At 37.9% G+C, this 24,462-nt stretch carries 26 protein-coding genes and 1 tRNA gene; 6 read left to right on the top strand and 21 right to left on the bottom strand.

The features are described 5' to 3' along the window. Nucleotides 1-28 precede the first annotated feature (28 nt). From CDOM15925_RS03815 to CDOM15925_RS03730, 18 genes are all read right to left on the bottom strand, one after another. Nucleotides 29-511, bottom strand: a complete 483-nt coding sequence (locus CDOM15925_RS03815) for a FixH family protein (protein ID WP_169941277.1) — start codon at nt 509-511, stop codon at nt 29-31. After that, a complete protein-coding gene (locus CDOM15925_RS03810; RefSeq protein ID WP_211436663.1) occupies nt 501-1,097 on the bottom strand; it encodes a hypothetical protein in 597 nt (198 codons plus the stop codon). The genes CDOM15925_RS03815 and CDOM15925_RS03810 overlap by 11 nt, the downstream gene beginning before the upstream one ends. Before the next feature lie 101 nt (nt 1,098-1,198). Beyond that, a complete protein-coding gene (locus CDOM15925_RS03805) occupies nt 1,199-1,411 on the bottom strand; it encodes a DUF4006 family protein (protein WP_169941274.1) in 213 nt (70 codons plus the stop codon). A gap of 11 nt (nt 1,412-1,422) precedes the next feature. After that, nucleotides 1,423-2,277 (bottom strand): cbb3-type cytochrome c oxidase N-terminal domain-containing protein, encoded by an 855-nt coding sequence (locus CDOM15925_RS03800; protein ID WP_169941272.1) that lies wholly within the window; start codon nt 2,275-2,277, stop codon nt 1,423-1,425. 1 nt (nt 2,278) lies between these two features. Then, nucleotides 2,279-2,497, bottom strand: coding sequence for a cytochrome c oxidase, cbb3-type, CcoQ subunit (locus CDOM15925_RS03795; RefSeq protein WP_169941269.1), 219 nt, complete (start codon nt 2,495-2,497; stop codon nt 2,279-2,281). Nucleotides 2,498-2,505: 8 nt separating this feature from the next. After that, complete coding sequence (ccoO, locus tag CDOM15925_RS03790) at nt 2,506-3,171, bottom strand: cytochrome-c oxidase, cbb3-type subunit II (protein ID WP_169941267.1); 666 nt, start codon at nt 3,169-3,171, stop codon at nt 2,506-2,508. Further along, nucleotides 3,164-4,657, bottom strand: coding sequence for a cytochrome-c oxidase, cbb3-type subunit I (ccoN, locus tag CDOM15925_RS03785; protein WP_169941265.1), 1,494 nt, complete (start codon nt 4,655-4,657; stop codon nt 3,164-3,166). The genes ccoO and ccoN overlap by 8 nt, the downstream gene beginning before the upstream one ends. 103 nt (nt 4,658-4,760) lie before the next feature. Further along, entirely contained in the window at nt 4,761-5,435 is a 675-nt protein-coding gene (locus tag CDOM15925_RS03780) for a response regulator transcription factor (protein ID WP_169941263.1), read from the bottom strand. Between the two features lie 12 nt (nt 5,436-5,447). Then, the gene (locus CDOM15925_RS03775) at nt 5,448-6,671 is read right to left on the bottom strand and encodes a PAS domain-containing sensor histidine kinase (RefSeq protein WP_169941261.1); all 1,224 of its coding nucleotides are present in this window, start codon (nt 6,669-6,671) and stop codon (nt 5,448-5,450) included. A gap of 20 nt (nt 6,672-6,691) precedes the next feature. Further along, nucleotides 6,692-7,360: a sulfite exporter TauE/SafE family protein gene (locus tag CDOM15925_RS03770; RefSeq protein ID WP_169941259.1), complete on the bottom strand. Its 669-nt coding sequence runs from the start codon at nt 7,358-7,360 to the stop codon at nt 6,692-6,694. Nucleotides 7,361-7,365: 5 nt separating this feature from the next. After that, nucleotides 7,366-8,484, bottom strand: coding sequence for a glutamine-hydrolyzing carbamoyl-phosphate synthase small subunit (gene carA / locus CDOM15925_RS03765; RefSeq protein ID WP_169941257.1), 1,119 nt, complete (start codon nt 8,482-8,484; stop codon nt 7,366-7,368). After that, nucleotides 8,484-9,035, bottom strand: coding sequence for a DUF507 family protein (locus CDOM15925_RS03760; protein WP_169941255.1), 552 nt, complete (start codon nt 9,033-9,035; stop codon nt 8,484-8,486). The genes carA and CDOM15925_RS03760 overlap by 1 nt, the downstream gene beginning before the upstream one ends. Before the next feature lie 56 nt (nt 9,036-9,091). Continuing rightward, a complete protein-coding gene (locus tag CDOM15925_RS03755; RefSeq protein ID WP_169941253.1) occupies nt 9,092-9,679 on the bottom strand; it encodes a MotE family protein in 588 nt (195 codons plus the stop codon). Then, nucleotides 9,676-10,104 carry a flagellar export protein FliJ gene (locus tag CDOM15925_RS03750; RefSeq protein ID WP_169941251.1) on the bottom strand — a complete coding sequence of 143 codons (429 nt, stop codon included), beginning with the start codon at nt 10,102-10,104 and terminating at the stop codon, nt 9,676-9,678. The genes CDOM15925_RS03755 and CDOM15925_RS03750 overlap by 4 nt, the downstream gene beginning before the upstream one ends. Further along, complete coding sequence (locus CDOM15925_RS03745; RefSeq protein WP_169941249.1) at nt 10,101-11,351, bottom strand: adenylosuccinate synthase; 1,251 nt, start codon at nt 11,349-11,351, stop codon at nt 10,101-10,103. The genes CDOM15925_RS03750 and CDOM15925_RS03745 overlap by 4 nt, the downstream gene beginning before the upstream one ends. Nucleotides 11,352-11,371: 20 nt before the next feature. Continuing rightward, nucleotides 11,372-12,232 carry an ATP phosphoribosyltransferase regulatory subunit gene (locus CDOM15925_RS03740; RefSeq protein WP_169941247.1) on the bottom strand — a complete coding sequence of 287 codons (861 nt, stop codon included), beginning with the start codon at nt 12,230-12,232 and terminating at the stop codon, nt 11,372-11,374. Nucleotides 12,233-12,241: 9 nt separating this feature from the next. Further along, the gene (locus CDOM15925_RS03735; RefSeq protein ID WP_169941245.1) at nt 12,242-16,066 is read right to left on the bottom strand and encodes a diguanylate cyclase domain-containing protein; all 3,825 of its coding nucleotides are present in this window, start codon (nt 16,064-16,066) and stop codon (nt 12,242-12,244) included. 184 nt (nt 16,067-16,250) lie between these two features. Beyond that, nucleotides 16,251-16,348 (bottom strand) — tRNA-Sec (locus CDOM15925_RS03730). An 84-nt stretch (nt 16,349-16,432) separates the two neighbouring features. On the opposite strand from CDOM15925_RS03730, the gene CDOM15925_RS03725 reads away from it, so the two are divergent. Then, nucleotides 16,433-17,023 carry a BON domain-containing protein gene (locus CDOM15925_RS03725; protein ID WP_169941243.1) on the top strand — a complete coding sequence of 197 codons (591 nt, stop codon included), beginning with the start codon at nt 16,433-16,435 and terminating at the stop codon, nt 17,021-17,023. 5 nt (nt 17,024-17,028) lie between these two features. Here the strand turns inward: CDOM15925_RS03725 and CDOM15925_RS03720 are convergent, their stop codons facing one another. Genes CDOM15925_RS03720 through CDOM15925_RS03710 form a run of 3 tightly spaced genes read right to left on the bottom strand, consistent with a single transcriptional unit; the run spans nt 17,029 to nt 20,769 of the window. Further along, entirely contained in the window at nt 17,029-19,482 is a 2,454-nt protein-coding gene (locus CDOM15925_RS03720) for an efflux RND transporter permease subunit (RefSeq protein WP_169941241.1), read from the bottom strand. 5 nt (nt 19,483-19,487) lie between these two features. Continuing rightward, a complete protein-coding gene (locus CDOM15925_RS03715) occupies nt 19,488-20,078 on the bottom strand; it encodes a Tgt2/MlaC family protein (protein ID WP_169941239.1) in 591 nt (196 codons plus the stop codon). A 1-nt stretch (nt 20,079) separates the two neighbouring features. Then, the gene (locus CDOM15925_RS03710) at nt 20,080-20,769 is read right to left on the bottom strand and encodes an MlaA family lipoprotein (protein ID WP_169941237.1); all 690 of its coding nucleotides are present in this window, start codon (nt 20,767-20,769) and stop codon (nt 20,080-20,082) included. A 228-nt stretch (nt 20,770-20,997) separates the two neighbouring features. On the opposite strand from CDOM15925_RS03710, the gene CDOM15925_RS03705 reads away from it, so the two are divergent. Genes CDOM15925_RS03705 through modB form a run of 5 tightly spaced genes read left to right on the top strand, consistent with a single transcriptional unit; the run spans nt 20,998 to nt 24,459 of the window. Next, nucleotides 20,998-21,780, top strand: coding sequence for a TOBE domain-containing protein (locus tag CDOM15925_RS03705; protein ID WP_169941235.1), 783 nt, complete (start codon nt 20,998-21,000; stop codon nt 21,778-21,780). 2 nt (nt 21,781-21,782) lie between these two features. After that, nucleotides 21,783-22,529 carry a molybdate ABC transporter substrate-binding protein gene (modA, locus tag CDOM15925_RS03700; protein ID WP_169941233.1) on the top strand — a complete coding sequence of 249 codons (747 nt, stop codon included), beginning with the start codon at nt 21,783-21,785 and terminating at the stop codon, nt 22,527-22,529. After that, nucleotides 22,529-22,924, top strand: a complete 396-nt coding sequence (locus CDOM15925_RS03695) for a TOBE domain-containing protein (RefSeq protein WP_169941231.1) — start codon at nt 22,529-22,531, stop codon at nt 22,922-22,924. The genes modA and CDOM15925_RS03695 overlap by 1 nt, the downstream gene beginning before the upstream one ends. Then, on the top strand, nt 22,917-23,786 hold the full coding sequence (locus CDOM15925_RS03690) for an ABC transporter ATP-binding protein (RefSeq protein ID WP_169941229.1): 870 nt from the start codon (nt 22,917-22,919) through the stop codon (nt 23,784-23,786). Before CDOM15925_RS03695 ends, CDOM15925_RS03690 begins: the two co-directional genes overlap by 8 nt. Continuing rightward, nucleotides 23,779-24,459, top strand: coding sequence for a molybdate ABC transporter permease subunit (gene modB / locus CDOM15925_RS03685; RefSeq protein ID WP_169941227.1), 681 nt, complete (start codon nt 23,779-23,781; stop codon nt 24,457-24,459). Before CDOM15925_RS03690 ends, modB begins: the two co-directional genes overlap by 8 nt. Nucleotides 24,460-24,462 lie beyond the last annotated feature (3 nt).

Below are 24,462 nucleotides of genomic sequence, written 5' to 3'. Positions count from 1 at the left end.
CCTTTTTAAATCTAAAAAGCGCAGCTAGCTATCTAGTGGCGTTTATATCGAATTTATAAAACCCCGTATCCGCACCGTCATTTATCTTAAGCAAAATTTGCCATCTGCCCTCTTTGGCTAATTTTACCTTGGCTGTTTTTAAAACTTCCTTTTGTTGAGTTAAGCTTAGCTCCTCGTTAAATTCGTTCGTCTCAGGCTTAGTAAGCAAAATTTGCGTTTTGAAATTTGGCATTTGGGCGCTTTTAGGAGTGATTTTAAACTCAAACTCGCCTTCCATAGCTCTTGGATTTGGATTATCAAACGCAACTGCGTATTTGGCTTCAAAGCGTTTGTGAGTATCTCTTATCTCATTTATGTTTTCATCGACATTTTGGTATCTATCCATATAAAAGTTATCCATCTGCACGGGATTTTTAAGCGCGATAACGATAGTTGCGATGCAAGCTATCACTATGGCGATGATGGAAAGCACTATCGCGTGAGGCCAAAACGTCTTTGTGTTATTTTGCATTTCTTCTCCTAAATTTAGCAAACATTATCACGCCTATAACCAAAATAACCGACCCGTAAACGGCAAATCTTAAAATATCAAGCGTGATTTTATTTGAGCTACCGATAGCATTTTCTAGTTTAATACCTTTTGATTTTGCGATCTGCTCGGCGATATCGGCATAACCATTTAACATAGAAGCGTTATAAATATCCTTGCCGTTTTTTGAAGTAAGTATCGGAAGTATCGATCCACGAGCTGGATAAGGGCTTAAAATTTGCTCTTTATCAAAAAGCTTTAGCGTATCTTCATCGGCAAAAATTTCAAGCTTATGCTCGCTCTTTGCAAGCATTAAAAATGCGTACGGCGGCTTTAAATTTAGCTCTTTAAATTTCTCGTTTATGCTTTTACCGCCCAAATTTTCAAAAATTCCAAGCCCGGCATAGATGCCGGTTTTTTCGCGTAGCTCCTCACCGATGGTTGAAATTTTACTCTCAACTTTATCGCTTAGGATGTTTTGGTTAATAAGGACAATTTTATTTGCAAAAATAGGTGATAAAAAGAGAATAAGGGCGAAGAAAACGCCCTTAAAATTTAAAATTTTCATCCTACGAATAGGTGATTTGGAGTTAGAACCGACCACGCGCAAATCGCCGCTGCTACGATAAGCAAAACAAGTATAGCTTTTTCTAAAATTGCAGACATATCTTACTCCTTAATCTTCACATGTTTTGCATTTTCAACGCTTTTCATCTGAATACCGCTTGGGTTTTCTAAGACATAAGGTTTTTGTGCGACCTCTTTTTGAGCCGAAATTCCAAGACAAGTAAGGACCGCCAATATAGTAAGCAAAAGCACCGTGGCTATAAGCATACCAGTTACGCCGTTTAGCGCAAAAACGTTTCGATTTGTATTTTCCACTTGCCGCCTCCTTATTTGCTAAGCGAGAGTATATACTCGCCTACAGCTTTTTGCTGGATATCGTTTAGCCTGCCGTCGTCAAATTTAGGCATAGCGCCGATCGCGCCTTTTTTACCGCGTCTTAACACGTCCACCACAAACTCGCTAGTGCCGTATTTGGTTAGATCAGGACTCATGCCGTCCATTCCTTTGCCGTCATCTCCATGGCATGACGCACAGACCGCAAACTGCGCTCTGCCGACTTCAACCAAATCTTCATTAGATGTTTTTTTAATACCCGAAAGCTCTTTGGCTATGTAAGCAGCGATAGCTTTTGCACCCTCCTCATCGGCCATTCCTCCGGGCATTTCACCCATAGGATAGTCAAGTCCTTTTGAGCCGTTTAGTATCACATCGACAAGTGCTTTTTCGCTTCCCCATACGGTAAGATCAGCCGCCTTGCCGTTAATACCGTCAGCTGTTATACCGTGACACGCAGAACACTGAACCAGATAGATACTCTCGCCCATTGCGTGAAGAGTTTTTAGATCAGGGTTTGCCCACTCTTTTTCAAATTTGGCGTTCATAGCTTTAACCTCTTCGTTGTATTCGCCGATTTGAGAATACGAATTAAGCGGATAGCCTACTAAATAGTACCAAATCGCCCACACAAGAGTAAGCACAAACATCACCGCCCAACCTATAGGAAGAGGGTTTTTATACTCGCCTATGCCGTCCCAATTATGCTCGCTAAGCTCTCCTTCGGATTTGCTCTCTTTCATCTGTTTCATATATTTGCCAACCACAAAAACGGTAAGCAATATGATAGCCAATGCGCCGATGAGAGAGAGGAGATTGATATTGTCTTCTAAATTAAACCATTGCATTTTAACTTTCCTTTTTTGTATTATCCGAGGATACAGACTCTAAAATTTCGCTATCAAGGTTGTCGTTAAGCGCTAAATTCGAGTACTTCTCGTAGTTTCTTCTGGCCGTTTTTTCCGATTTATAAAGATGATAATAATAGCTATAAAGCACGATTACCAAAAAAACGGTAAAGAAGAAAAATCCATAGCCCTGAAGCTCTCTTATAGTCTGCATATCCATCGTTTTTCCTATTTCAAGCTGTTTAAGTATGCGATTATTGCGACGATCTCTTTGATCTCGCCTCTTGCAAACGCATCTTTTACGCCTTGATCTTTCATCTCATCAACTATAGCCTGAGCCTCTTCTTTTACGATTGCTTGAGTCTCTTCCCAAGAACCAAGTTTAGGCATGCCCTCGGTATCGTAAGGAACTCCAAATACTTTTTTTGTAGTAACCGCTTCACCATAAGCCGTCTCTATGTCGGCATTGTTTTTAAACATATGCTTATAAGCAGGCATGATAGAACCCGGAACTACGGATGTAGGATCTAGCATATGGTTTTCATGCCAGTCTGTCGTGCGGTAGTTACCTACGCGTTTTAGATCAGGTCCCGTTCTTTTTGAACCCCAAAGATGAGGACGATCGTAAGCATACTCACCGCTTAGAGAATACATACCGTATCTATCGGTTTCAGACTTAAACGGACGTATCATCTGCGTATGGCAGGCATTACAGCTATCTTTCATGTAGATATGCTTGCCTGCAAGCTGAAGCACCGTAGGGGGCTTAACTCCTTCAAGCGGTCTTGCACGATTTGCAAAATCAGGCAAAATTTCGATAATGCCCGCATAAGCGATAACTATAAAAACAGCAACAGCAAAAAAGAATGGATTTTTTTCTAACCAACTAAACATTTTTTGCCTCCTTTACGCCACAGCAAATTCCTGCCGGGCTTGCATTTGCAGGCTCTTTATCAAGCACTCTTGCAGACATGGATTTGTAGATATTGTAAGTAAATATAAAAAATCCTATTAAGTAAAGTAGTCCACCAACCGCTCTAATCCAATAGTAAGGTATAAGAACCGTAACGGTATCAATAAACGAGTAGGCTAAATTTCCAAACTGATCAGTCGCTCTCCACATCATACCTTGAGTGATACCTGCTACCCACATTGACGCGAAATACAGAACGATACCCGTAGTTTGGATCCAGAACTGAACCTCCATCAAGGATTTTGAGTAAATTTCACGCTTCATAATGCGCGGAGTCATATGATAAAGTGCCGCCATAGTCATAAACCCAACCCATCCAAGAGTACCGTCATGAACGTGTCCCGGGATCCAGTCCGTAAAGTGAGCAAGAGCGTTTACCGATTTGATAGAAAGGATCGGTCCTTCAAGCGTTGAGAACATATAAAAAGTTGAAGCCAAAATCATAAATTTGATTAACGGATTTTCGCGAAGCTGAACCCACTCGCCCTTCATCGTAAGGAGCATGTTTATCGCAGAGCCCCAAGACGGAAGGATAAGAACGATAGAAAATATCGATCCCATAGTCTGCATCCAGTCAGGAACGGTCGAGTAAATAAGGTGGTGTCCGCCCGCCCAAAGATAGACAAACATAAGGCCCCAGAATGCAAAAAGCGATAGTTTATATGAAAATACAGGCTGTCCGCTCTCTTTTGGAAGAAAGTAATAAATTTGAGCTATGATTGCAACGGTAAATACGAAAGCAACCGCGTTGTGCCCGTACCACCACTGAACTAAAGCGTCGTTTGTGCCGGCATACATGGAAACTGAATGCCACCAGTCGCCGTATCCTGAAATAAATTTCGTAGGAACCGCCATGTTGTTAAACAGATATAGCATAGCAACACCAAGAAACGTAGCTATATAGTACCAAAGCGAGATGTAAAGCGTCTTTTCGCGGCGAATTCCGATAAGTCCAAATATACTAACACCCCAAAGAACCCACACGACAACTACACCTATATCAAGCGGCCACTCAAGCTCGGCATACTCTTTTGATGTGCTAACGCCTGCAAAAAGGCTTATTACCGCAACTATCATCAAAACCATATAAAGCCAAAAATGAAGCTTGCCGATAAACATCAAAAACGGCGATTCGTTCATAGAGACTTTTAAAACTCTTTGTCCGATGTAGTACCAAGTCGCAAAAATTCCAGAGAGCATAAATCCAAAGATAACGCCCGAGGTATGAAGCGGTCTAAGACGGCTGAAAGTTCCATATTCGCCAGCCAAGTAGTTCAGGTCAGGATATGCCATCTGAAACGCTATGATCACGCCGATAGCCATACCGATGATACCAAACAATATGGTTGCAAACATAAAATACTTAGCTACCGTGTAATCGTAGTTTAATGCATTTGATGGTCGCATTAAAAACCTCCTTTTCAAATTTATCACTTTAACGTAATTTTATAGTGATATTTTAAAGTAAATAATATATAAATATTCTTAAATTAAGCAAATTTTTATAAATTTATTTCAGATCTATCTTGTACCCAAGTCCAGGGATGTTTTTGATAAATTCGGCTCCAACTTTGTCTCTAACCCGCTTTACAAAGGTTCTTATAGCAGCTTCGCTTACTTTTTCGCCAACCCAAACGACATTTTTTATCTCTTCAATCAAAACAAGAGTGCCAAGGCGCTTAACGAGTAAAGATATAAATGCAAGCTCTTTTTTCGTAAGGGCTATCTCTACTCCGTCTTTAACTAAAACTCTTTTGGTCTGATTGAAAAAATATCCATCCGCAATATCTATCAAATTTGCGCTTTCTATCTTTGATTTTGCTATGTTTTCAAGCACTGTAAAAAGCTCATCCATATCAATAGGCTTCATCAAATACTTATCTATGCCCACATCTATGGCTTTTAGCAGTCTTTCTTTCTCGCTAAATGCGCTTAGAACGATTATCGGAGTATTTTTAGAAATTTCTTTTATCTCTTTTGACATATCAAGTCCGTCCATGATAGGCATGGCTATATCCGTTACCACGATATCAGGACTAAATTTCTTAAATTTCTTAAGCCCCTCATCTCCGTTGCCAGCAGTTATTACCTTCTTAAATTCACTTGCAAAAACTTCGCCCATAGACTCTCTTACTCTATGTTCATCCTCTACCAAAAGTATTGTTAGATCTTTTAAATTTCCCATTATCCCTCTTTCTTAATTATCTTCGTCTGCAATAGGTAATCTTATCTCAAAGCAAGCTCCAAAGGGTTCGTTTCGCACATTTATACTTCCACACATGTTCTCAACTATAGTCTTAAGCATATATAGCCCTATACCTGTTCCTGCGCTTGGATGCTTAGTAGTAAAATAAGGCTCAAAAATTTTATCTATAATCTCATCTTTGATGCCGCCGCCGTTATCCAAAACCTGAATTATTACAAATTTATCCTCTATATTTATTGAAATGGTAACAACTTTATCATAATTTTTATCCTTCATCGCATCTTTTGCATTACTAAGCAAGATGATTATAGCTTGAGCAAGTTGCGAATGAAAGCCTAAAATTTCAGCTTCATTTTCCAAATTTAACTTTAGATCAATGCCCTCTTTTTGATAGGTCTTTTCAACCATCTGCATAGCGTTTTTAACCGAAATAGAAGGCAAAAAAAGCTCCTTATCCCTATCCACATTAAAGAAATTTCTGAACTCTTCAATAGTATGAGACATATCCTTAATAATCCGCTTTGAGTGCTCATAGCCACTCTTAAACTTCTCATCATCCTTGCCAGCAGCCTCTTTGAGTTTAAAAAGCGTGATGCTGAGTTCATTTAGCGGCTGCCTCCACTGATGGGCTATGTTTGAAAGCATCTCTCCCATGCTCGCAAGACGAGATTGCACTATAAGCATCTTGGTTTTTTCTTCGTTTTTCTTTATCTCTTCTTGCACGAGTCGCTCTAAATTTTCATTTAGATTTAAAAGCTCTTTGGTCTGTTCTTTGACCCTTTTTTCAAGCGTTTTATTAAGATCCTCAAGCTCTTGTTTGGTCTTTAAAAGCTCGTTATTTAAATTTATCGTATCTGTTATATCATGGCGAATCGCGACAAACTCCTCTATCTCGCCGTTTAAATCCAAAATAGGAATTATAGTCGTATTTAGATAGACGTCTTTGCCGTCTTTAGTGCGGTTTCTGACGATAGCTTTATGAACTTTTTTGGCTAAAATCGTATTCCAAAGCTTTTTAAATGCACTTTCATCAACTTCAGGATGGCGAACTATGTTGTGATTTGCGCCGATAAGCTCCTCTCTTGAAAAGCCGGAAATTTTACAAAATTCATCATTTACGAAGGTAATAATGCCGTTTATATCGGTTTTTGATACGATATTGCTAGCCTCTATCGCCTCTTGATACTGCTTGAATTTCTTTTCTATTTTATTCATACTCTTAACTCTAATTTAATTTACTTCGTCGCCATAAATCCCAAAAACGCCAAATAAATACCGTATCCTACGATCAAAACGCCGGATACGTAAAGCATAAAATTCCTAAATTTATCACTTAGCAGTTTAAACAAAAGAGCATACGTACTCATCATAACCAAACTAACAGCGCCAAAAAGTCCCATCACAAAAGCTCCTTTTGCTGCACTTCCTGAAGCGATGGCAAGCGCTAGGAAATAATACACCACGCCGCAAGGCAAAAAACCGTTTAAAAACCCAAGTATCAAAAAGCCAAATTTGCTCTTCTTAGATATCAAAGCTCGCATATTTGAGTTTATAAACTTATAAAACGGCGAATTTGTCTCGATCAAATTTAAAATTTTCCCGCGACGAATAAGCGCGATTCCTAAAATCACTAAAAAAACTCCAAGAGCAAAAAACAGATATCCTCTTGCCTTTAAAGAGAGCACAAACACTCCTCCAAATGCACCAAAAATAGCACCTTGCAGGATATATGCGCTAACTCTTGAAGCATTATAGCCTACAATGACAAATATATTTTTTACTGATTTTTTTTGATCTAAAAAGCTTGAAAGTGCGATTACAAAGCCTCCACACATTCCTGTGCAGTGGGCCAGTGAGCTAGATAGCGCAACGGTTATGATCGAAAAAACTGTCGCACTATCCATAAATTTTATAAAATTTCAACAAATTGCTTAAATATATACTTGCTCTCATTTGGTCCTGAACTAGCTTCAGGGTGATGCTGGACGGAAAATACGGGGTAGTCTTTGTATTTAACCCCTTCGATAGTGCCGTCAAATAAATTCTTGTGAGTTATTTCGGCAACCTCGCAAATGTTTTCCGGCACGTTGTAGTTATGATTTTGCGCTGTAATTTCAACGCTTTTTGTGTCTAAATTTATAACAGGGTGATTTGCCCCGTGCTGTCCGAATTTAAGCTTGTAAGTCTCGTAACCAAACGCATTGCTAAGCAGCTGATGTCCAAGGCAAATTCCAAATATCGGCATTTTAGCTTCAACTAAAATTTTTATCTGCTCTATCTCGGTTTTTAAGCTCTTTGGTTCGCCCGGTCCGTTTGATAAAAATACGCCGTGAATTTCGCCTTTTTTAAACTTGTCTATTAAAATTTCAGCCTTTGTATCATAAGGATAAACCTCGACATCAAGACCAACTTCACAAAGCTCGTTTAGTATATTTCTTTTAACGCCAAAATCAATTACCGCGACTTTTTTGCCGACATTTTTCGAAGACTCAAAAGGTTTTTGTCCGTATTTGCAAGTTGATTTTTCATAAGAGTAAATTTCTTTTGTGCTAACCTCTTTGACATAGTTTATTTCGGATATATCAGGTGACGCTTCAAGGCGTCTTTTAAGCTCGTCTTTATCGCTAATTTCAGTTGATATGAAGGCTCTAATATTGCCGCTATCTCTTAAAATTTTAGTAAGATAGCGAGTATCTACGTCATAAACGCCGAATTTGCCCTTTGATTCGAAAAATTCGGCCAAATTCTTTTGAGAGCGGAAATTTGAAGTCATCTCGTTATAGCTTCTCATGATAACGCCGCTTGCATAAATATGAGAGCTTTCCATATCGTCGTCATTTGCGCCCACTATGCCGATTTCAGGCATGGTAAATACTATAAACTGCCCGGCATAGCTTGGATCGCTCATTATCTCTTGATAACCGCTCATGGATGTATTAAAGACTAGTTCGCCAAATGCGCTTCCACTCTTACCAAAAGCTTTAGCTTCTAAAAATACGCCGTTTTCAAGATAGATATAAGCTTTCATTAAAGCATTCCTTTTTTTCTTAGCTCTTCTTCATAAAGCTTTTCAAACACGATATCATACTCTTCGGTACCCGGTATCAGCTTGCGCTTATAGTTATCAATCTTTGCGATAACCTCATCTTCAAGCTTTTCGTAGGTTTTAATATAGTTTTCTATCGAGCCGTAAATTATGTTTTTAATTCTATTTTCAGAAACGGTATAGTCCATCAGGCTTTTTTTCCAAGCGGCCTCAAGGATAAGGTGAGCAACGTTATTAAAACGATCTTCATAAGCAAGTATCACATTATACTCTTTTGCGAGTTTTTTCTTAACGAGCCAAAACATATTTTTTCTATCCACTTGCATAAATTCCATCTCGTTTTCATTCTCTTCCAAGACCTCATTAACTCGCTCTTCAAGTGCTCTTTCGCGGTTTAAATCATCATCTAAAATTTCTTTAGCAAGAGCTGCAAGAGGCTCAACGCCTTTATTTAAAGTAACAAATCCGGATTTTAATAGATCAATTGCGATTTTTTGTGCAATATAGGGAGTGTGTGGTAGTTTAATACGCATATTTACCTCTCTTTTTGGCTGAATTTTAGCCAAAAAAAGGTAAAAGTAGGTTAAATTTAAAAATTTAGCAGATTTCCTGCAGGTCCTTCGGGCGAACTCTCACTGCCTGAAGTCGCGTTTGATTCGCTATGTATAAACGGCGGACCCTTTTGAAGCAGTAATGTTATCTCCGAAGCTATATTAGGCGGCATTTTAGCCATGATAGTTGAAATTTTTTTAGGAGCTAGCGCATACATTATAGTAGCGGCATTTGCTCTATCCATAGCACTTAGCACGTCGGCGGCGGATTGATCCTTCATCTTGCCGTAAGCTTCGCTAACCTTATCGGTAGTCATCGTCTTAAGCTCGGCTAAAATTTCATCGTTTCTCTTGAGCAAATTTTCGATATCTTTCTTTTTCGCTTCGATTTTTTCGAGCGTCGCGTTTATCTCGGCTTCTTTTTTAGCAAGTTGGGTATTGCGCTCGTTAAATAGAGCTTTTGATGAAGCCTGAAATGCCTCAAGTCCTTGTTTGGCTTCATCTATCTTTTCAACTTCTTTTAAAAGCTCGGCTTTTCTGGATTCAAATATAGAAACACAATCAACCGGCACTTCAAAACCAAAAAGAGCCAAATTCAGCAGCGATAAAATTAAAATTTTTTTCAATTTCCACTCTCTTTAAGATAAGCATGCCTAATAGAGCCGAACTCGTCAAGCATATTTTGCTCGGCTCTTTTTATCTTGGTGATTTGAGATTTAAAATCCTCGCTTTCAAGATACTTGATCTTTTCATACTCTAAATTTGCGTTTTTATATTGGTGCTCATAGTGCATTATGCTTTTTTTGGTAAGCTCAAGCCTTTGAGTTAAAATTTCTTTTTCCCTGCGAGCCAAATTTAAAAGCTCCAAAGAGCTTTTCATTTGCGAAATTTGACCGCTTTGAGGCAGTTTTATAGAAGCTATCTGCTCGTTTGCTTCAGCGATAAACCCCTCTATCATCACGGCTTCGGCCCTACTTCTTGCAAGACGCATGCCTATTTTATCCAAATTTTGTTTTTTTACTTTTACGATTTGGCTAAATTTGCTCTTCATCTTATGATAGTATCTTCTCTTTCAGGACTCGTAGAGATGATGCCTACTCTAACTCCGGTTAGCTCCTCTATGCGTCTTATGTAAGCCTTTGCATTTTCAGGGAGGTCTTTAAATTCACGCACGCCGACTACGCTATCCCAACCGTCAAGCTCTTCGTAAACCGGCTTTACGTTTTCCAAATCGGTAGGAAAACAATCCGTTTCCCTGCCCTTGTACTCGTACGCTTTACAAATTTTAACCTTACTAAATCCATCAAGCACATCAAGCTTCATAAGCGCAAATTTATCCACTCCGTCAAGTCTGGCAGCGTATCTTACGGCAACCGCATCAAACCAACCACAGCGTCTTCTTCTACCTGTCGTAGTGCCTACCTCTTTACCCACATCACACATACTATCGCCATCTTTTCCAAAGTCTTCAGACGGGAAAGCTCCGTTGCCAACGCGAGTAGTGTAAGCTTTGATGATACCGATTACCTCTCCTACTTCTTTAGGGTTTATGCCTATACCTGCGCAACTACCTGCGGTTACGGTGTTTGAGCTAGTTACATAAGGATAAGTGCCGTGATCTATATCAAGCAAGGTTCCTTGCGCACCTTCAAGCAATATTTTTTTATTATTGTCAAGCTCTCTCCAAACAAGCCTTGTAGTGTTGGTTATAAATTTCGCAAGCTTCTCTTTATAAAATTTAAGCTCTTTTAAAAGCTCCTCTTCGCTTGGAATTTCTATTTCAAGTGCGTCAAGAAAGCATCTGTTTTCTTCAAAATCGCTCATTATAGCCTTGCAAAGTTTATCAGGATCGTTTAGTTCGCCCATTCTATGACCGCTTCTGCTTATCTTATCGCTATAAGCAGGTCCTATGCCTTTGCCTGTAGTTCCTATGGCGTTTTTGCCTTTTAAACGCTCTTTTGCACGATCTATAAGCGCGTGATGAGGTAAATTTAAATGCGCCTTGTCACTTATAAAAAATCTTCCCTCAAGATCCTCAAACTGCTCAAGCTCTTTGATCAAAAATTCAGGACTTACTACGACACCGTTGCCGATCACGTTTATAATATTTCTATGCAAAATTCCCGAAGGCACAAGGTGAAGTGCGTATTTTACGCCGTTTGTCCAGATAGTGTGACCGGCGTTGTGTCCGCCTTGACACCTGCAAACCACATCATACTTGGCACTTAGCATATCAACTATCTTGCCTTTTCCCTCGTCTCCCCATTGAACTCCGACTACAATATCAGCTTTAGTCATCTTAAATCCTTGATTAGTTTTTATTTCAAATTTTCTAATAAAGCGTCGGTATAAACACCAAAACCGCTACTTTTAATGCCTTCTATATCGTAATTTCCGCCACCGCTTAAAATTTGATTACCGCTTAAAAATCTAAAAAACAGATTATCGTAATATCTCATTTTAGAGTAGTATAACGGCACTATTCTTAAATTTTCATATCGCGACAGACTAGCAAGCTCTTTTATCTCGCAAAGAGGCTCTTTTAACTCATTTGGCACTATGCTTAAAATTTCATCGATGTCTTTAATCGAATTTACAAAAACAAGCTTTCTTAGCCACTCTTTATCCTGATTTAGAATTTTCTCAAGCTCGCCATGCTCAAATATACTAATAGGCAAATTTAAAAGTTCGCATACGATATGAGGTATCTTTATGTGGCTTATTTGAAGATAGGGTTTTAAATTTAACCTTTCAAAGAGACTTTTAGCGATATTTACGCTTGTTATAAGATCTTTTTCGCCTATTAACTCGGCTCCTATCTGATAAAATTCGCTACTTGGGTATTTAAAAATCGGCTGGATATAAAACCATCTTTTCGGCTCGCTGTCTTTTAGCCTTCTTAGCACTATCCTTACAACATCAACCGTACTATCGGCTCTTAAGCTTACTTCGTGATTTGCATGATCGCTAAATCTAAGAAGTTGAGTAGGAGCTACGCTTAAGTGCTGATGGTGCGAAAAATAAGGCGTTACTATCTCATTAAAGCCGTTTTGGGTTAAAATTTCACTGGCTATACTTTCAACCTCTCGCTTAAGAGATGCGCTCTTGCCGAAATAAAGCCTGCTTCCTACCGGGATCTCATGCTCAAATATATTTGCGTCAAAATTTTTAAACTCCACAGCCCATCCTTACTCTAAATCAAGCAGCTTATCTCGCTTGGTTTTTAAATTTAACACAAGTTTAGAGATATCTTGCTTGCTGTCAAGATTTGTCAAAATATTCATGATTATATCGCTTATCTCTACATGAATGGCTACTTTGTGCGTATCCTCTATATGTTTTTTATAGACGTTTATCATCATAGCGGTATATTCTTTGGCAAATTCTTTAGTATCAAGTCTGCCTAAATTTGAAGCGCTTAGCATATCAAGCAAGCTTCTTATCCAAACTCTATGCATAACGGCTAAATTACACCACATCATATCGTCTTCACTCAGCGCTCTTAGCTCTTTAAATTGCTCAGGAATTTGATAGTTATCTGACCATTTTTTAATGCTTTCAATCTTCATAGGAGGGGCTATATACCCGCCTTGAAGCTTTTGGTATCCGGCTTTTATGAGCAGTCTCATATTGCTTGAAGTCTCAACTCCTTTTGCAACCACATCCTTAGAAAATGCGTTTGAAAGAGAGAGTATAGCGCGAAGTATGATAAGGCTATCGGCTCCGTTTACCGCACTTAAGCTTAAGTATTTTGAGACTTTTAGCTTATCGGCGTGAATGTCTTTTAAAATTTGAAGCGAAGCGGAATTTGAACCGAATTCATCAAGCGCAAAGGTAACGCCTTGTTCGGTATAAACCTCCAATGTTTCATCGTCATCAGGCTGTTTAAACGAATTTGAGTTGTTTATATTAAACTCAAGCATATGCAAATTCTCATATCCTTCTTCAACGATAATCTTAAATTTATCTATAAAATTCATCTTATAAAGAAGCTCAAGCGTTACATTTACGCTGACTTTTAAGTTAAGTCCATGCTCCTTTGCTAAAAATTCCTGATCTCTAAGCGCATTTTTTATATTCCAAATGACCAAATCATCGTATATATAATCTTTTGAAACAAGAGGCAAGATCTCTTCATGTAGTATGGAAACACTACTTGATTTCCATCTGACAAAGGACTCAAGAGCGGAAATTTTGCCTGTTTTTATCTGTATGATAGGCTGGTAAGCTATTTTAAACTCATTGTTTGCAAGGCTGGTTGAAATTCTATCGGCAACCGCGTATTTGTCTCTAAAATTTCTATCAGATTCAGAATCAAATATATAAAATTTGTTTTTGCCCGATAATTTTGACTGATACATCGCCCAATCGGCCTGCTCGATCAATGTCTCTTGCCTTATGTCCGCCTTTTGAGGATACAAGCTTACGCCTACGCTAACGCTTACTTTTAATTTTTTGTAATTTATGTATATATCTTTATTTGCCGCTTTTAGTATGCTGTTTAGTATCTCTTCGGCTTGCTTGTGATCGTATATGTCATTTACGATGGCTACGAATTCATCGCCACCAATTCTAGCTAATGTATCGTTTGCCTTTATTACGCTATTTATATTTCTGGTAACTTCTATAAGGAATTGATCGCCTATGCTATGTCCGTAAAGGTCGTTTATAGGCTTAAAGTCATCTATATCGATGTAGATAAGGGCTACTAAATTTTCAGACTGCGCCGCCGTTTTCATAGCCTCTTCAAGACGCTTTGAGAATAAAAATCTGTTTGGAAGCTTGGTAAGCGGATCGTAATAAGCGATTTGCTCTAATTTATCCTCTTTTGCCTTCATACTTGAAATATCTGAAAAAATAGCCAAGAAATACTCGATACTTCCGTTGCTGTCGTAAATTGCGCTTATGGTTAAAAACTCGAGATATTTCTCGCCGTTTTTGCGCTTGTTCCATATATTACCGCTCCAATAACCGTTTTCAACGGCTTTTTTCCATAGATTGGAATAAAATTTATTATCATGCACGCCCGATTTTAATACGCTTGAAGGCTTGCCGATGATCTCTTCTTTAGAATATCCCGTAATATCGCTAAAAGTATCATTTATGTCTATAAATTTACTATCCGTACCGACAAGCGCTATACCCTCTTTTGAATGCAAGAATAAATTTGAAACTATATTTTTATACTTATCGGCAATTAGCTTATAGTCTTTTGACTCTTTTTGAACGCTTATAGGAACAGATTTATTTATATCCGCATACTCTACGCTTACTTTTTTAATAAGCTCGTTATTTATAAAATACCCTATGATTTCGCTGACGTTCTTGCCGTCGTTTGATATAAATTTAATAAAAATATTACAAGTGATGATCTCTAAATTTTTCTTTATAAGCCTGCAAGCTTGCAAAGACTCATACTCTTTTTTAGAAAAGTTAAGCCCAAAAAGCCTAAATTTGATGTTAAATTCGTTAAAAATTTTAATAAAATCCTCAGGATGAATAATATCTTTGAAACTAAAATTGCTATCAAGCATCTCTTCGATCTTATATCCAAGTATGCTTTGCGTGTTTGAGGATACATTTATAATATCTTCTAAAAAGCCGTTTTTCCAAGATATGGTAAATACCGGAGAGTAGAAATTCGTCTCGTTTTCTTTCTTTAAATTCTCTCTCATCATATTTTCGTAAGTAACGTCTTGTATGACGCAAAAACCTATCTTGTAATCATTCACATCGATATTTTTTCTGCTTATGATGACATCTTTTATATCGCCGTTTGAAACTCTTTGCTTGGTTTCATAAACTATCGTATCGTCGATATTTCCGTGAGAGATGATGTTTATATCTTTTGATTCTATGGCATTTAAGGAATTTAAATTCTTACCGATCATCCCCTCTTGCTCAAGCCCGTAAAATTCCAAAGCTTTTGCACTTGCCTCTATGATATCGCCTGTTTTAGCGTTGATTAGCAATATAACAAGAGGACCTTTCTTAAACAGATAGCCAAATTTCTTATCATGCTCAAGATAAGCTGTCTTTTTAGCGTCAAAATCCTGATAAATTTTAATAATGCCGTTTATTATCTCGTTAAAATCGGTTATATGCTTAGTACTTACATACTGCTTAATATCCTCTTCATTTTCCATCTTTTTAATGAGTTTTTTAATCGAAAGAATAGGCTTTATAACCTTGTCTTTAGTAACTCTAACATCGATAAAAATGAGCAACAGACAAGAGAATAAAAATGTAATAGATATCAGCAAAAACAGCCAGTTTGTCCCAAAAATACTATCAAAAGAGCGATAAGTAACTATCGCCATATCCTCTTCAGGTATATATCTAATAAGATAAATATCGAAATTTTTTGAGCCAAAATCGCTGGTTTGTATTTCGTTATTCGTAAGATAATCAGCCCTTACGCCGTAAAGATCAAATATAGTCTTTTGCTCAAGCACAAGATCTATATTTTGATGAAATAAAATTTTACCGTTGCCGTTTATGATAAAAGAGTTAGCCCCCTTATCGTCATAAGCTTGCGTAAGCTCTCCGTATATAAAATCAAATTTAATCTCGGCAACTAAAATTTCGCCGTTTCCAAGATCTTTAGCGATAAATCTAGTGGGAATATCACTTGTCGCAAAGCTAAATTTGGATTTATAAATTCCATCTACAAATTTACCTTCCCATGGCTTTGAAGCAAAAAATACTCTATAGTCTTTGTTAATCTCGTTGCTTTTTAGAGTTGAAAATTCGACATTTCCATTAGAGTCAAGCACATAAAAGGCGTGATACTCCTCTCTGTTGCGAAAGGCGTAATCAAGTATGGTTCCTGTATCGGAGCTATCAGAAACTATGTATTTTTGCAGCAGATCAAGCTCTGCGGCAACCGCTCTTGAGTGGGCGGTGATGACGTTTCTGAAGTATCTGTTATTAGCATATACGTTATCTTTTACATCGTCAAATTTCAGGCTCAACCCAAAAGCAATAATGCAAAATATAGCAATAGTGGTCATAAAATTTGCAAAATAAATTTTATTTAAGATGTTGAAAGATAAATTTTTATTCTTGTGTAAAAACATTATTTTATACCAAATGCCCTAAAAACTATAATTAAATTTAATAAAAGAGTATTATATCGGATTTTTCTTTTTTTAATATAATTTAAACATTAAAATAAAAATGTAATTAGTTAGGAATTGGCGAGAGGATGAGAGAATCGAACTCCCCACGAAGCGGTCAACCGCCCCGTCATCGGATTTGAAGTCCGCGAGCGCCACCAGATCGCTTTATCCTCCAAAGACTATGTGGATTATATCAGATTTATATAAATTTTAGTTTGAATTTTATACGATTTCAGGCAAATTATTAACGAGTTGTTTATGAAATTTAGATTTGTATTTATAAATTTGTTTTTTGCACTGTTTTTAAACGGATGTTTAGAAATTTTTACCAGCATCCCATCTCCGCTTACAGGACTAAACGTCTATGACGCATATCTCATCTCTCAAGACGAGCGAGGAATTTACGCAATAACAAAAGACAAGGTTATCAAAACAAAAATTCAAAGCAAAATTTTAGCCTCATCGGGACTTAGCAACCTTGATATCGATGTAGAGAGCTTTTACGGCAACGTCTATCTAATAGGCATAGTGCCTGATATAAATCATAAAACAAAACTCATAAATTTAGCCAAAGATACCGCCGAGGTTGAAAAAATTTACACTTATATAAGATTTCCAAGCGACGAAAAAAAATGCGAAAGCAACTTAAACATAATGCTTGCCCTTAAAAATAACCTCTTTGCAGATAGCAAGATAAGCGGTACTAGCGTAAGAGTTAGCGTAGTACAATGCAATGTCGTATTTACAGGCATAATAACAGATATCGAGCAAGAAAAGCACGCCATCTGGTATGCTAAACATATCGAAGGCGTAAATGACGTTTATTCGTTTTTAAGAGTTATGAAGTAAAGTTTCTACTTGGCAGCGCTTTTTGCATAAAACGTATGAATAAGCGCAGGTAAAAGCACAAGCGCTCCAAGTAGCATCATAACCATAACCAAATCGGTAAGCAATCCAAAATAAATAGTCGGGATAAAATTACTCGTAACCATTACGCTAAAGCCTAAAAATATAGCAAAGGAAGTATAATACATCGCGTAACCTATGCTTGCGTGCGAGGCTTTTATACTCTCCGCCACGCTCTTGCTTCGGCGCTCTTCGCGGTATCTATGGATATAATGAATAATGTCATCCACGCCGATACCGATACTTATGGAAGCTATAGTAATACTCATGATATCAAGCGGAATCGCCGCTGCACCCATCACTCCAAAAACCACGCAAAGCGGGATGATATTTGTGATAATGCTGATAATCGCAAGTTTTACGCTCTTAAAAATAACGCAAAATATCACAAAAAGAGTTAAAACGACAAAACCGAAAGAATCAATCTGCGAGTAAATAAGGCTTTGAAGCATATTGTTATAAAGCACCATTGCACCGCTTATCTGCACTTTCACGTTATCGTCTTTGGTTAAATTTACGATCTCGCTTTCAAGCGTTTTTAAAAACTCATCTCGTCTAAGCCTCTCGTCAGAGTCAATAGTCCTAAGCGAAAATCTCACTTGATTACCCGCGATGCTAACGTAAGGGCTTAAAATGATATCTTTATAAATTTCAGGCATCTGCTCATACATCACGCTTAGCAAGAAATCATCAATCACTCCGTCGTTTAAAATTTCAATGATCTCTAAAAGCGTGCCAAGACTTGAAACCTTGCCGACAAATTCCTTGCCTTCAAGATGAGTATGCACTTTTTTTACGATGTTCATCTTATGGCTGTTAAACCAGTACTTAGCCTCGTTTTCATTAGCCTTAAACTCATCTTCAAATTCATCTTTCGCTTCGTTTACGCCCTCGTCTTTACTTGTGTCTTTAAATGTTATAAGTACATCCACGGGCACCGTGCCACCGAGTTTAGTGTCGATTATCTGCATGCCTTTATTGATCTCGGTTGAGCTTTTAAAATACTCAATAAAGCTATTTTCAACGCGAAGTTTTGAAATTCCGTAAATTCCAAAAGCAAGCATAAGTCCGCTTACGGCAAAAACGGCAAATTTGGATTTCAGAGCAAAATTTGCACAAATTTTAGTAAAGTTAAATTTGCTCTCAAACGTCCTAACGGGAGCGAGCTTATCAAGAAGAGAGACTACGCTGCCAAATAATAAAAACGCAAGCGCAAGCGAAATAGATATGCTCGTACTCATCATCACGCCAAGCATTATAACGGGCTTTATGTCGGAAAACGCAAGCGATAAAAAGCCTATAACGGTCGTAAATATCGCAAAAAAAGATGGCTGAAATTTATCCCTAAGCGTTAGATATACAAGCTGGTGCTGATTTAAGCTCGGCTTGGTTATAAAAAACTCCCTGTAGCTAACCGTTAAGTGAATCACCACAGAGATAGTAATGATAAGCTGAAGAGCTATGAAATTTGATGAGATAACCGTTATCTCCCAGCCCAAAAAGCCAAAAAGTCCCGTTGCAAATATAACGCTAACCGCACATATAAATATAGGTAGCACGATCCAGCGAATTTGCCTAAAAAAGAGCCAAAGGCTAAATATCAAAAGCAAGGCCACGCTTATACCGTAAGTATAAAGATCCGATTTTACGAAGCTTACCATGTCGCTTGCGATCATATTTACTCCGCCTAAAAACAGCGTCTCATCGCCTCTAAATTTATCTATCACGCCCCTTATATGCTCTATACTAGCCTTCTCTTTTGCGCGCAAAGAGTCGCGATAGGACTTAAACTCAACATTTACGCTTTTTAAATTTTGCTTATCGCCTTTGCTTAAAGTACCGTTTAGTTCTTTATTTAACAGCAAATTTCTAGCGTTTAAAAGCTCCGTATATCTTTTATCGTCTTTTAAATTTAAGATGATCGCCGTTGTTTTTAGATCCTTGCTTACAAGGGCGTTTGTATATAGCGGACTGCTTGCAAATTCCAGCTTCACGGCGGTTTTATTTATATCTTGATCTTCAAGAGTAGGGACTCGCTTTACGATATCGCTAAGCGAGCCGCCTGAGCTTTGAAGCAGAGGGACATTTAGTATGGATACGACATTTTTAACAAGCTCGTTTTGCTCAAATTCGCTTGATAAATTTCTAATCTTTTCAAGCGTAACATCATCTAAAAGCTCGTTTTTTGGAGTGTATGCGACAACTAAGTAGTTAGGGCTTGCATATCTTTTAGCAACATCCCTAAACAAAGCCAAGTCTTTATCGTTTTCAAGCAAAAGCGTCTCAGTGGAGGCATCAACTGCAAGTTTTGTGGAAAAATATCCAAAAACAAGCGTTAAAAGCAAGACTGAGACAATAACTCGCTTAGGATAAAAAACGATAAATTTAAAGATGGATTTCATTAAATTTACTTGCTATCCTCGGGCAAATTTACGCTTTCTAGCCTTTTTAGCAAATCATCAAAGCTGCCGTTTTCAAGCAAGCTTCCAAACTGACTTCGATAAGTCTGAACTATACTAACGCCTAAAATATCAAGGTCGTATATAAGCCAACCGCGCTCTTTAGCGTCATAAAATTTATAGACAAAAGGATAGCTTTTGCCTTCGCTTACAACCTCGCCGTTTAGCCAGTATCTTTTATCGTTTGGTTTTGTGTGCTCTTTTAAATTTATCTCTTGGTCGTTATAGCTTAAAAGCTTATCCACATACGAGCTTTTAAGTCTTGTTTCAAACGCCTTGTCAAACTGCTGCTTTTGAGTATCGCTTAAGGCGTCGTATCGCTTTGAAAGGCTTATTTTAGCCATTTGTTTATAGTCAAAAAACGGATCAAATATGGCAAAAATTTTATCGGCTTTTTGATCGTTATTTAAGCCCTTATCCTTTAAAACCGAAATAGCGTTTTTTGTCGCCGCCTCAACGCTTGGCTTTATCTCACTCTCGGTTATAGCATAAAGTGAAACACTTAAAAACAAAGCGCAAATAATCTTAAAAAATTTCATCTTATTCCTTTATCAAATAATTACGACGCTGTTCGTATGCATCGCGTAAAAACGGATATAAATCAACCGCGTCTTTTTTTAAATTTTCATAAGCATCAGGATCAAGCGACCACGAGTTGCCTCTTCTGTAAATTTGAATACCGCTCGCCCTTGAACTAGGATTTATATAGCTTATAGGATCGGCGAAATAATCTCCGGCTAAGCCCACTATATCGCGTAAATTTGAAGGTCCCAAAATCGGCAAAACCACGTGAAAACCGCTTCCGACACCCCAATATCCAAGAGTTTGCCCAAAATCCTCATCGTGTCTTTGCAAATCATAGTATTTAGCCCCGTCGGTTAGTCCGCCAAAGCCTATTATCGTATTTGCGACAAACCTAAGCGTCTCTTCGCCCGCTTCTTTAAATTTAAATTGAAGCAAGTTATTTACAAACCTAAGAGGAAATAAAAGATTATCAAAGAAATTTCCGGCAGCCTCTCTTGCGGGCTGTGGAACTACGTAGTTGTAACCTCTTATAGCGGGATTAAAAATATTTACGTACAAAAAGTCATTTACATTCGTCATTACTCTATTGTATCCCGAAAGCGGATCAAACACCTCGGTCTTATCTTTGAATTCATCGTCGAATTCATCAATTTCATTTGCAAAAACCAAAACAAAACCAAGCATTAAAGATATAAAAATTTTCATAGCTTCCTTTCAAACTGCTAATATTAGCAAAATAATTATAACAAAATCAAAAATATTAAATTTTAAAGCTATACGAATTTATAAAATCTTTTTTAGATCGGAGTATTTGAGTTTTGTTTTAAGTTGCTTTTTATATATACTATTTTATACTTAAAAGCTTTTTTATATATAAACCGATTAAAGCTAGCATTACAATTAAATATACAAATATAATATAAGGGATAAGAAATGAAAGCAGATATAAGTTTAGAGTTATTTTTAGATAGCGGAGTGCCTGTTTTAACCAAGCATATAAATTTGCTAAAAGCGATTGACGAGACAAAAAGCATAACTAAAGCAGCCGAATTCGTAGGCATTTCATACAAAAACGCCTGGGATAGCCTAGATGCGCTAAACAACCGCTCGGATAAGCCTCTAATAGCCCGCATGCAAGGAAATAAAAAAAACAGCGGAAGCGAGCTAACCGAATATGGCAGAAAGATGATCAGCCTATATGAAGCTATGCTTGAGTCGCAAAAAATATTTTTAGAAAAAGTATGTGCAAACATAGATATCTCTACTGCCGAAATAGCAAATTTACAACGTATGAGTATGAGTTTAAGCGCTAGAAACCAACTATCGTGCGAAATAATTGAAATAAAAACAGGAGCGGTAAGCTCTGAAGTAGTAGCAAAACTCTCAAATGATGAAATTTTAAGAGCGGTCATAACCGTAGAATCCGAAAAAAGCCTAAATTTGCAAGTCGGCAAAAAAGTAGTATTTATATTTAAAGCCCCAAGCGTTATGCTTGCCAAGGACGAAAATCTAAACATAAGTGCGGCAAATCAACTAAAAGGCAAGGTGATAGAGGCTAAAATCGGCTCGGTAAGTGCTGAAATAGTCCTTGAGATAAACGATCATCAAACCATCACCGCAATCATAACAAAAGATAGCGCAATGGAGATGAAAATAGGCGTTGGCGACGAACTAACAGCCTTAATTAAATCAAGTCAAATCATAATAGGAGTATAAAAATGAAAAAAACTTTCTTTTCGTTAGTTTTAGCGGCAATCGCGACTTTTAATCTAAACGCTGGCGAGATAAACGTCTTTGCCGCAGCAAACGTAACTTATGCGTTTGATGAGCTAAAGGCTGAATTTGCCAAGACAAATCCGGACACAAAAGTAACCGTAACGCTTGGCGGAAGCGGCGCTTTGACAACTCAGATCAAAAACGGCGCACCTGCTGATGTGTTTATGGCGGCAAATATGAAATTTGTTGAAAATCTCGATGAAGCCGGCTTTTCTGCGACTCGTCCGATAGTTTACGCTCAAGGCGCACTTGCACTATTTAGTATCCGCGACATAGATTTTACAAAAGGCATCAAAGCGGTTGAGGGATTAAAAGCCGTTGCTATCGCACTTCCCGAGTCAGCTCCTTACGGCAAGGCAAGTATTGAAGCGCTTAAAAAAGATGGAATTTTTGATAAAGTTGAAAAAAACATCATCTACACAAAATCGATTTCAGAGGCTCTAAGCTCGGCTCTTAGCGCAGCAGATGCCGGATTTATCGCAGCTAGCGCGATGTATGATCCGAAAATGGCCAAGTATAAAGAGGGTAAAAATTTCATCTTAGTTAATCCTGCTCTTTACACTCCGATCGATCAAGGCGTAATCCTTCTAAAACGCGGCGAAAACAACCCTGAAGCTAAGGCGTTTTATGATTTTATCCTAAGCGAAAAAGCAAAAGAGATCTTTAGAAAATTCGGATACAACATATAATGATAAAGGCCCAAGTTTCAAATATAACCGGTAGCGAGGACGTAAATCTCTTTGAATTTACTTCAGGTGAAATGAAATTTTATATGCTTGGGCTTGAAAATTTAGATGAGTTTAAAATAGCCGACAGTGTAAAACTCGCCTTTAAAAGCTCAGATGTCATCATCGCAACGACTCCTTTGAAAAACTGCTCGCTTACAAACGAGATAAAAGCGACAATCTCAAATTTAACCAAAGGAAACATCACAAGCGTTTTGCATTTACAGGCTTTAAATTTCGAATTTGAAAGCATAATAACGACAAAATCTTGCCAGAGGTTAAATCTTAAACAAAATGACGAAATTTACGCTTACGTAAAAGCCACTTCACTTTATATCAGCGATAAAAACCGTGATTGAATTTAGATGCAAAAAGACCTTAAACGGCTCTAGCGGACAGTTTTGCCTTGATGTTGATCTAGATATCAAAAAAGGCGAATTCGTAGCACTTTACGGAAAAAGCGGGAGCGGCAAAACTACACTTTTACGCTTACTTGCAGGCTTTGAAACCCCTGATAGCGGAGTGATAAAAGTTAAGGACAAATTCTTTTTCAATGCGGGCAAATCATTGCCGCCTCAAAAGAGAAATATAGGATTTTTGTTTCAAGATTACGCTCTTTTTGAAAATATGAACGTGCTTAAAAATTTGCTTTTTGCAAACAATGATTTAAAGCTTGCAAACCACTTGCTTGATCTAGTCGAGCTAACATCGCTTAAAAATGCTCAAATTTCAAAGCTCTCAGGCGGTCAAAAGCAGCGTGTGGCGCTAGCTAGAGCGCTTATGCGAAAGCCTGAGATCATGCTGCTTGACGAACCGCTTTCTGCGCTTGATATATCTATGCGCGAGAAGCTGCAAGACTATCTGCTTAAAATTCACCGCGAATTTGATATGACGACCATATTGGTAAGCCACGATATAGCTGAAATTTATAAACTTACTTCAAAAGTATTTGTCCTAAGCGAAGGCGTGATAGAGCGCTGCGGAAGCGCCGGCGAGATATTTTTAAAGCACTCAAATTCCCAAAAGCTTAGCTTTCATGCCAAAATTTTAGAAATTCAAAAGCGCGACTGTATCTATGTAGCGATCACTCTTGTCGGACAGCAGCTTTGCGAAGTAGTCTTAAGCCATCAAGAAGCGGCAAATCTAAAAGCTGGCGACGAGGCTACGCTTAGCGCAAAAGCATTTGCGGCGACTCTTAGAAAAAGCAAAAGCGATGTTTGATATATCAAGTATTGATTTTACGCCGTTTTATCTATCGTTAAAACTTGCTTTTATTACGACGATTATATTGTTTTTTGCAACACTACCGCTTGCCTACTGGCTAAGTAGATCAAATTTCAAAGCCAAACCGATAATCGAATCCATAGTGGCTCTTCCGCTTGTTTTGCCGCCATCGGTGCTTGGATTTTACATGCTTGTATTTCTTTCGCCATACAATTTCTTTGGCAAATTTATGGAAGAAAATTTCGATATACGATTGGTTTTTAACTTCTCAGGGCTTGTCATAGCAAGCTGTATCTACTCGCTTCCGTTTATGTTTCAGCCGTTGCAAGCCGGGTTTTCAAGCCTGCCAAAGAGCCTTTTTGAGGCAAGTTATTCACTGGGCAAAGGCAAATGGACTACGCTTTTTATGGTTGCGTTGCCAAATATCAAGCCTTCACTTCTAACTGCGCTTATCGTTAGCTTTGCTCATACTTTGGGCGAATTTGGCGTGGTGCTGATGATAGGAGGAAGTGTCGGCGATAAGACAAAGGTCGCAAGTATCGCCATTTACGAAGCGGTCGAGCTGATGGATTATCAAAAAGCGCATGTTTACTCCGCACTCATGCTCATAATCAGCTTTGCCGTGCTATTTTTGGTCTATTTCTTTAATGCTAAACAGAAAAAAGCCTAAATT

Source organism: Campylobacter sp. RM15925, from assembly GCF_012978775.1.
GTDB classification, from domain to species: Bacteria; Campylobacterota; Campylobacteria; order Campylobacterales; family Campylobacteraceae; genus Campylobacter_A; species Campylobacter_A canis.
Note: the sequence above shows the minus strand (reverse complement) of the source record. Positions and strands in the feature narration are given on the sequence as shown.

Coding starts and splice junctions, on each gene's coding strand:
- ccoO (WP_169941267.1), bottom strand. CDS start 3,171: ATGTTTAGTTGGTTAGAAAAAAATCCATTCTTTTTTGCTGTTGCTGTT.
- modA (WP_169941233.1), top strand. CDS start 21,783: ATGAAAAAAACTTTCTTTTCGTTAGTTTTAGCGGCAATCGCGACTTTT.
- CDOM15925_RS03695 (WP_169941231.1), top strand. CDS start 22,529: ATGATAAAGGCCCAAGTTTCAAATATAACCGGTAGCGAGGACGTAAAT.
- CDOM15925_RS03735 (WP_169941245.1), bottom strand. CDS start 16,066: ATGACCACTATTGCTATATTTTGCATTATTGCTTTTGGGTTGAGCCTG.
- CDOM15925_RS03780 (WP_169941263.1), bottom strand. CDS start 5,435: ATGGGAAATTTAAAAGATCTAACAATACTTTTGGTAGAGGATGAACAT.
- CDOM15925_RS03720 (WP_169941241.1), bottom strand. CDS start 19,482: ATGAAATCCATCTTTAAATTTATCGTTTTTTATCCTAAGCGAGTTATT.
- CDOM15925_RS03815 (WP_169941277.1), bottom strand. CDS start 511: ATGCAAAATAACACAAAGACGTTTTGGCCTCACGCGATAGTGCTTTCC.
- CDOM15925_RS03775 (WP_169941261.1), bottom strand. CDS start 6,671: ATGAATAAAATAGAAAAGAAATTCAAGCAGTATCAAGAGGCGATAGAG.
- modB (WP_169941227.1), top strand. CDS start 23,779: ATGTTTGATATATCAAGTATTGATTTTACGCCGTTTTATCTATCGTTA.
- CDOM15925_RS03795 (WP_169941269.1), bottom strand. CDS start 2,497: ATGGATATGCAGACTATAAGAGAGCTTCAGGGCTATGGATTTTTCTTC.
- CDOM15925_RS03800 (WP_169941272.1), bottom strand. CDS start 2,277: ATGCAATGGTTTAATTTAGAAGACAATATCAATCTCCTCTCTCTCATC.
- CDOM15925_RS03715 (WP_169941239.1), bottom strand. CDS start 20,078: ATGAAATTTTTTAAGATTATTTGCGCTTTGTTTTTAAGTGTTTCACTT.
- CDOM15925_RS03710 (WP_169941237.1), bottom strand. CDS start 20,769: ATGAAAATTTTTATATCTTTAATGCTTGGTTTTGTTTTGGTTTTTGCA.
- CDOM15925_RS03760 (WP_169941255.1), bottom strand. CDS start 9,035: ATGCGTATTAAACTACCACACACTCCCTATATTGCACAAAAAATCGCA.
- CDOM15925_RS03810 (WP_211436663.1), bottom strand. CDS start 1,097: ATGAAAATTTTAAATTTTAAGGGCGTTTTCTTCGCCCTTATTCTCTTT.
- CDOM15925_RS03705 (WP_169941235.1), top strand. CDS start 20,998: ATGAAAGCAGATATAAGTTTAGAGTTATTTTTAGATAGCGGAGTGCCT.
- CDOM15925_RS03745 (WP_169941249.1), bottom strand. CDS start 11,351: ATGACTAAAGCTGATATTGTAGTCGGAGTTCAATGGGGAGACGAGGGA.
- CDOM15925_RS03725 (WP_169941243.1), top strand. CDS start 16,433: ATGAAATTTAGATTTGTATTTATAAATTTGTTTTTTGCACTGTTTTTA.
- ccoN (WP_169941265.1), bottom strand. CDS start 4,657: ATGCGACCATCAAATGCATTAAACTACGATTACACGGTAGCTAAGTAT.
- carA (WP_169941257.1), bottom strand. CDS start 8,484: ATGAAAGCTTATATCTATCTTGAAAACGGCGTATTTTTAGAAGCTAAA.
- CDOM15925_RS03770 (WP_169941259.1), bottom strand. CDS start 7,360: ATGGATAGTGCGACAGTTTTTTCGATCATAACCGTTGCGCTATCTAGC.
- CDOM15925_RS03750 (WP_169941251.1), bottom strand. CDS start 10,104: ATGAAGAGCAAATTTAGCCAAATCGTAAAAGTAAAAAAACAAAATTTG.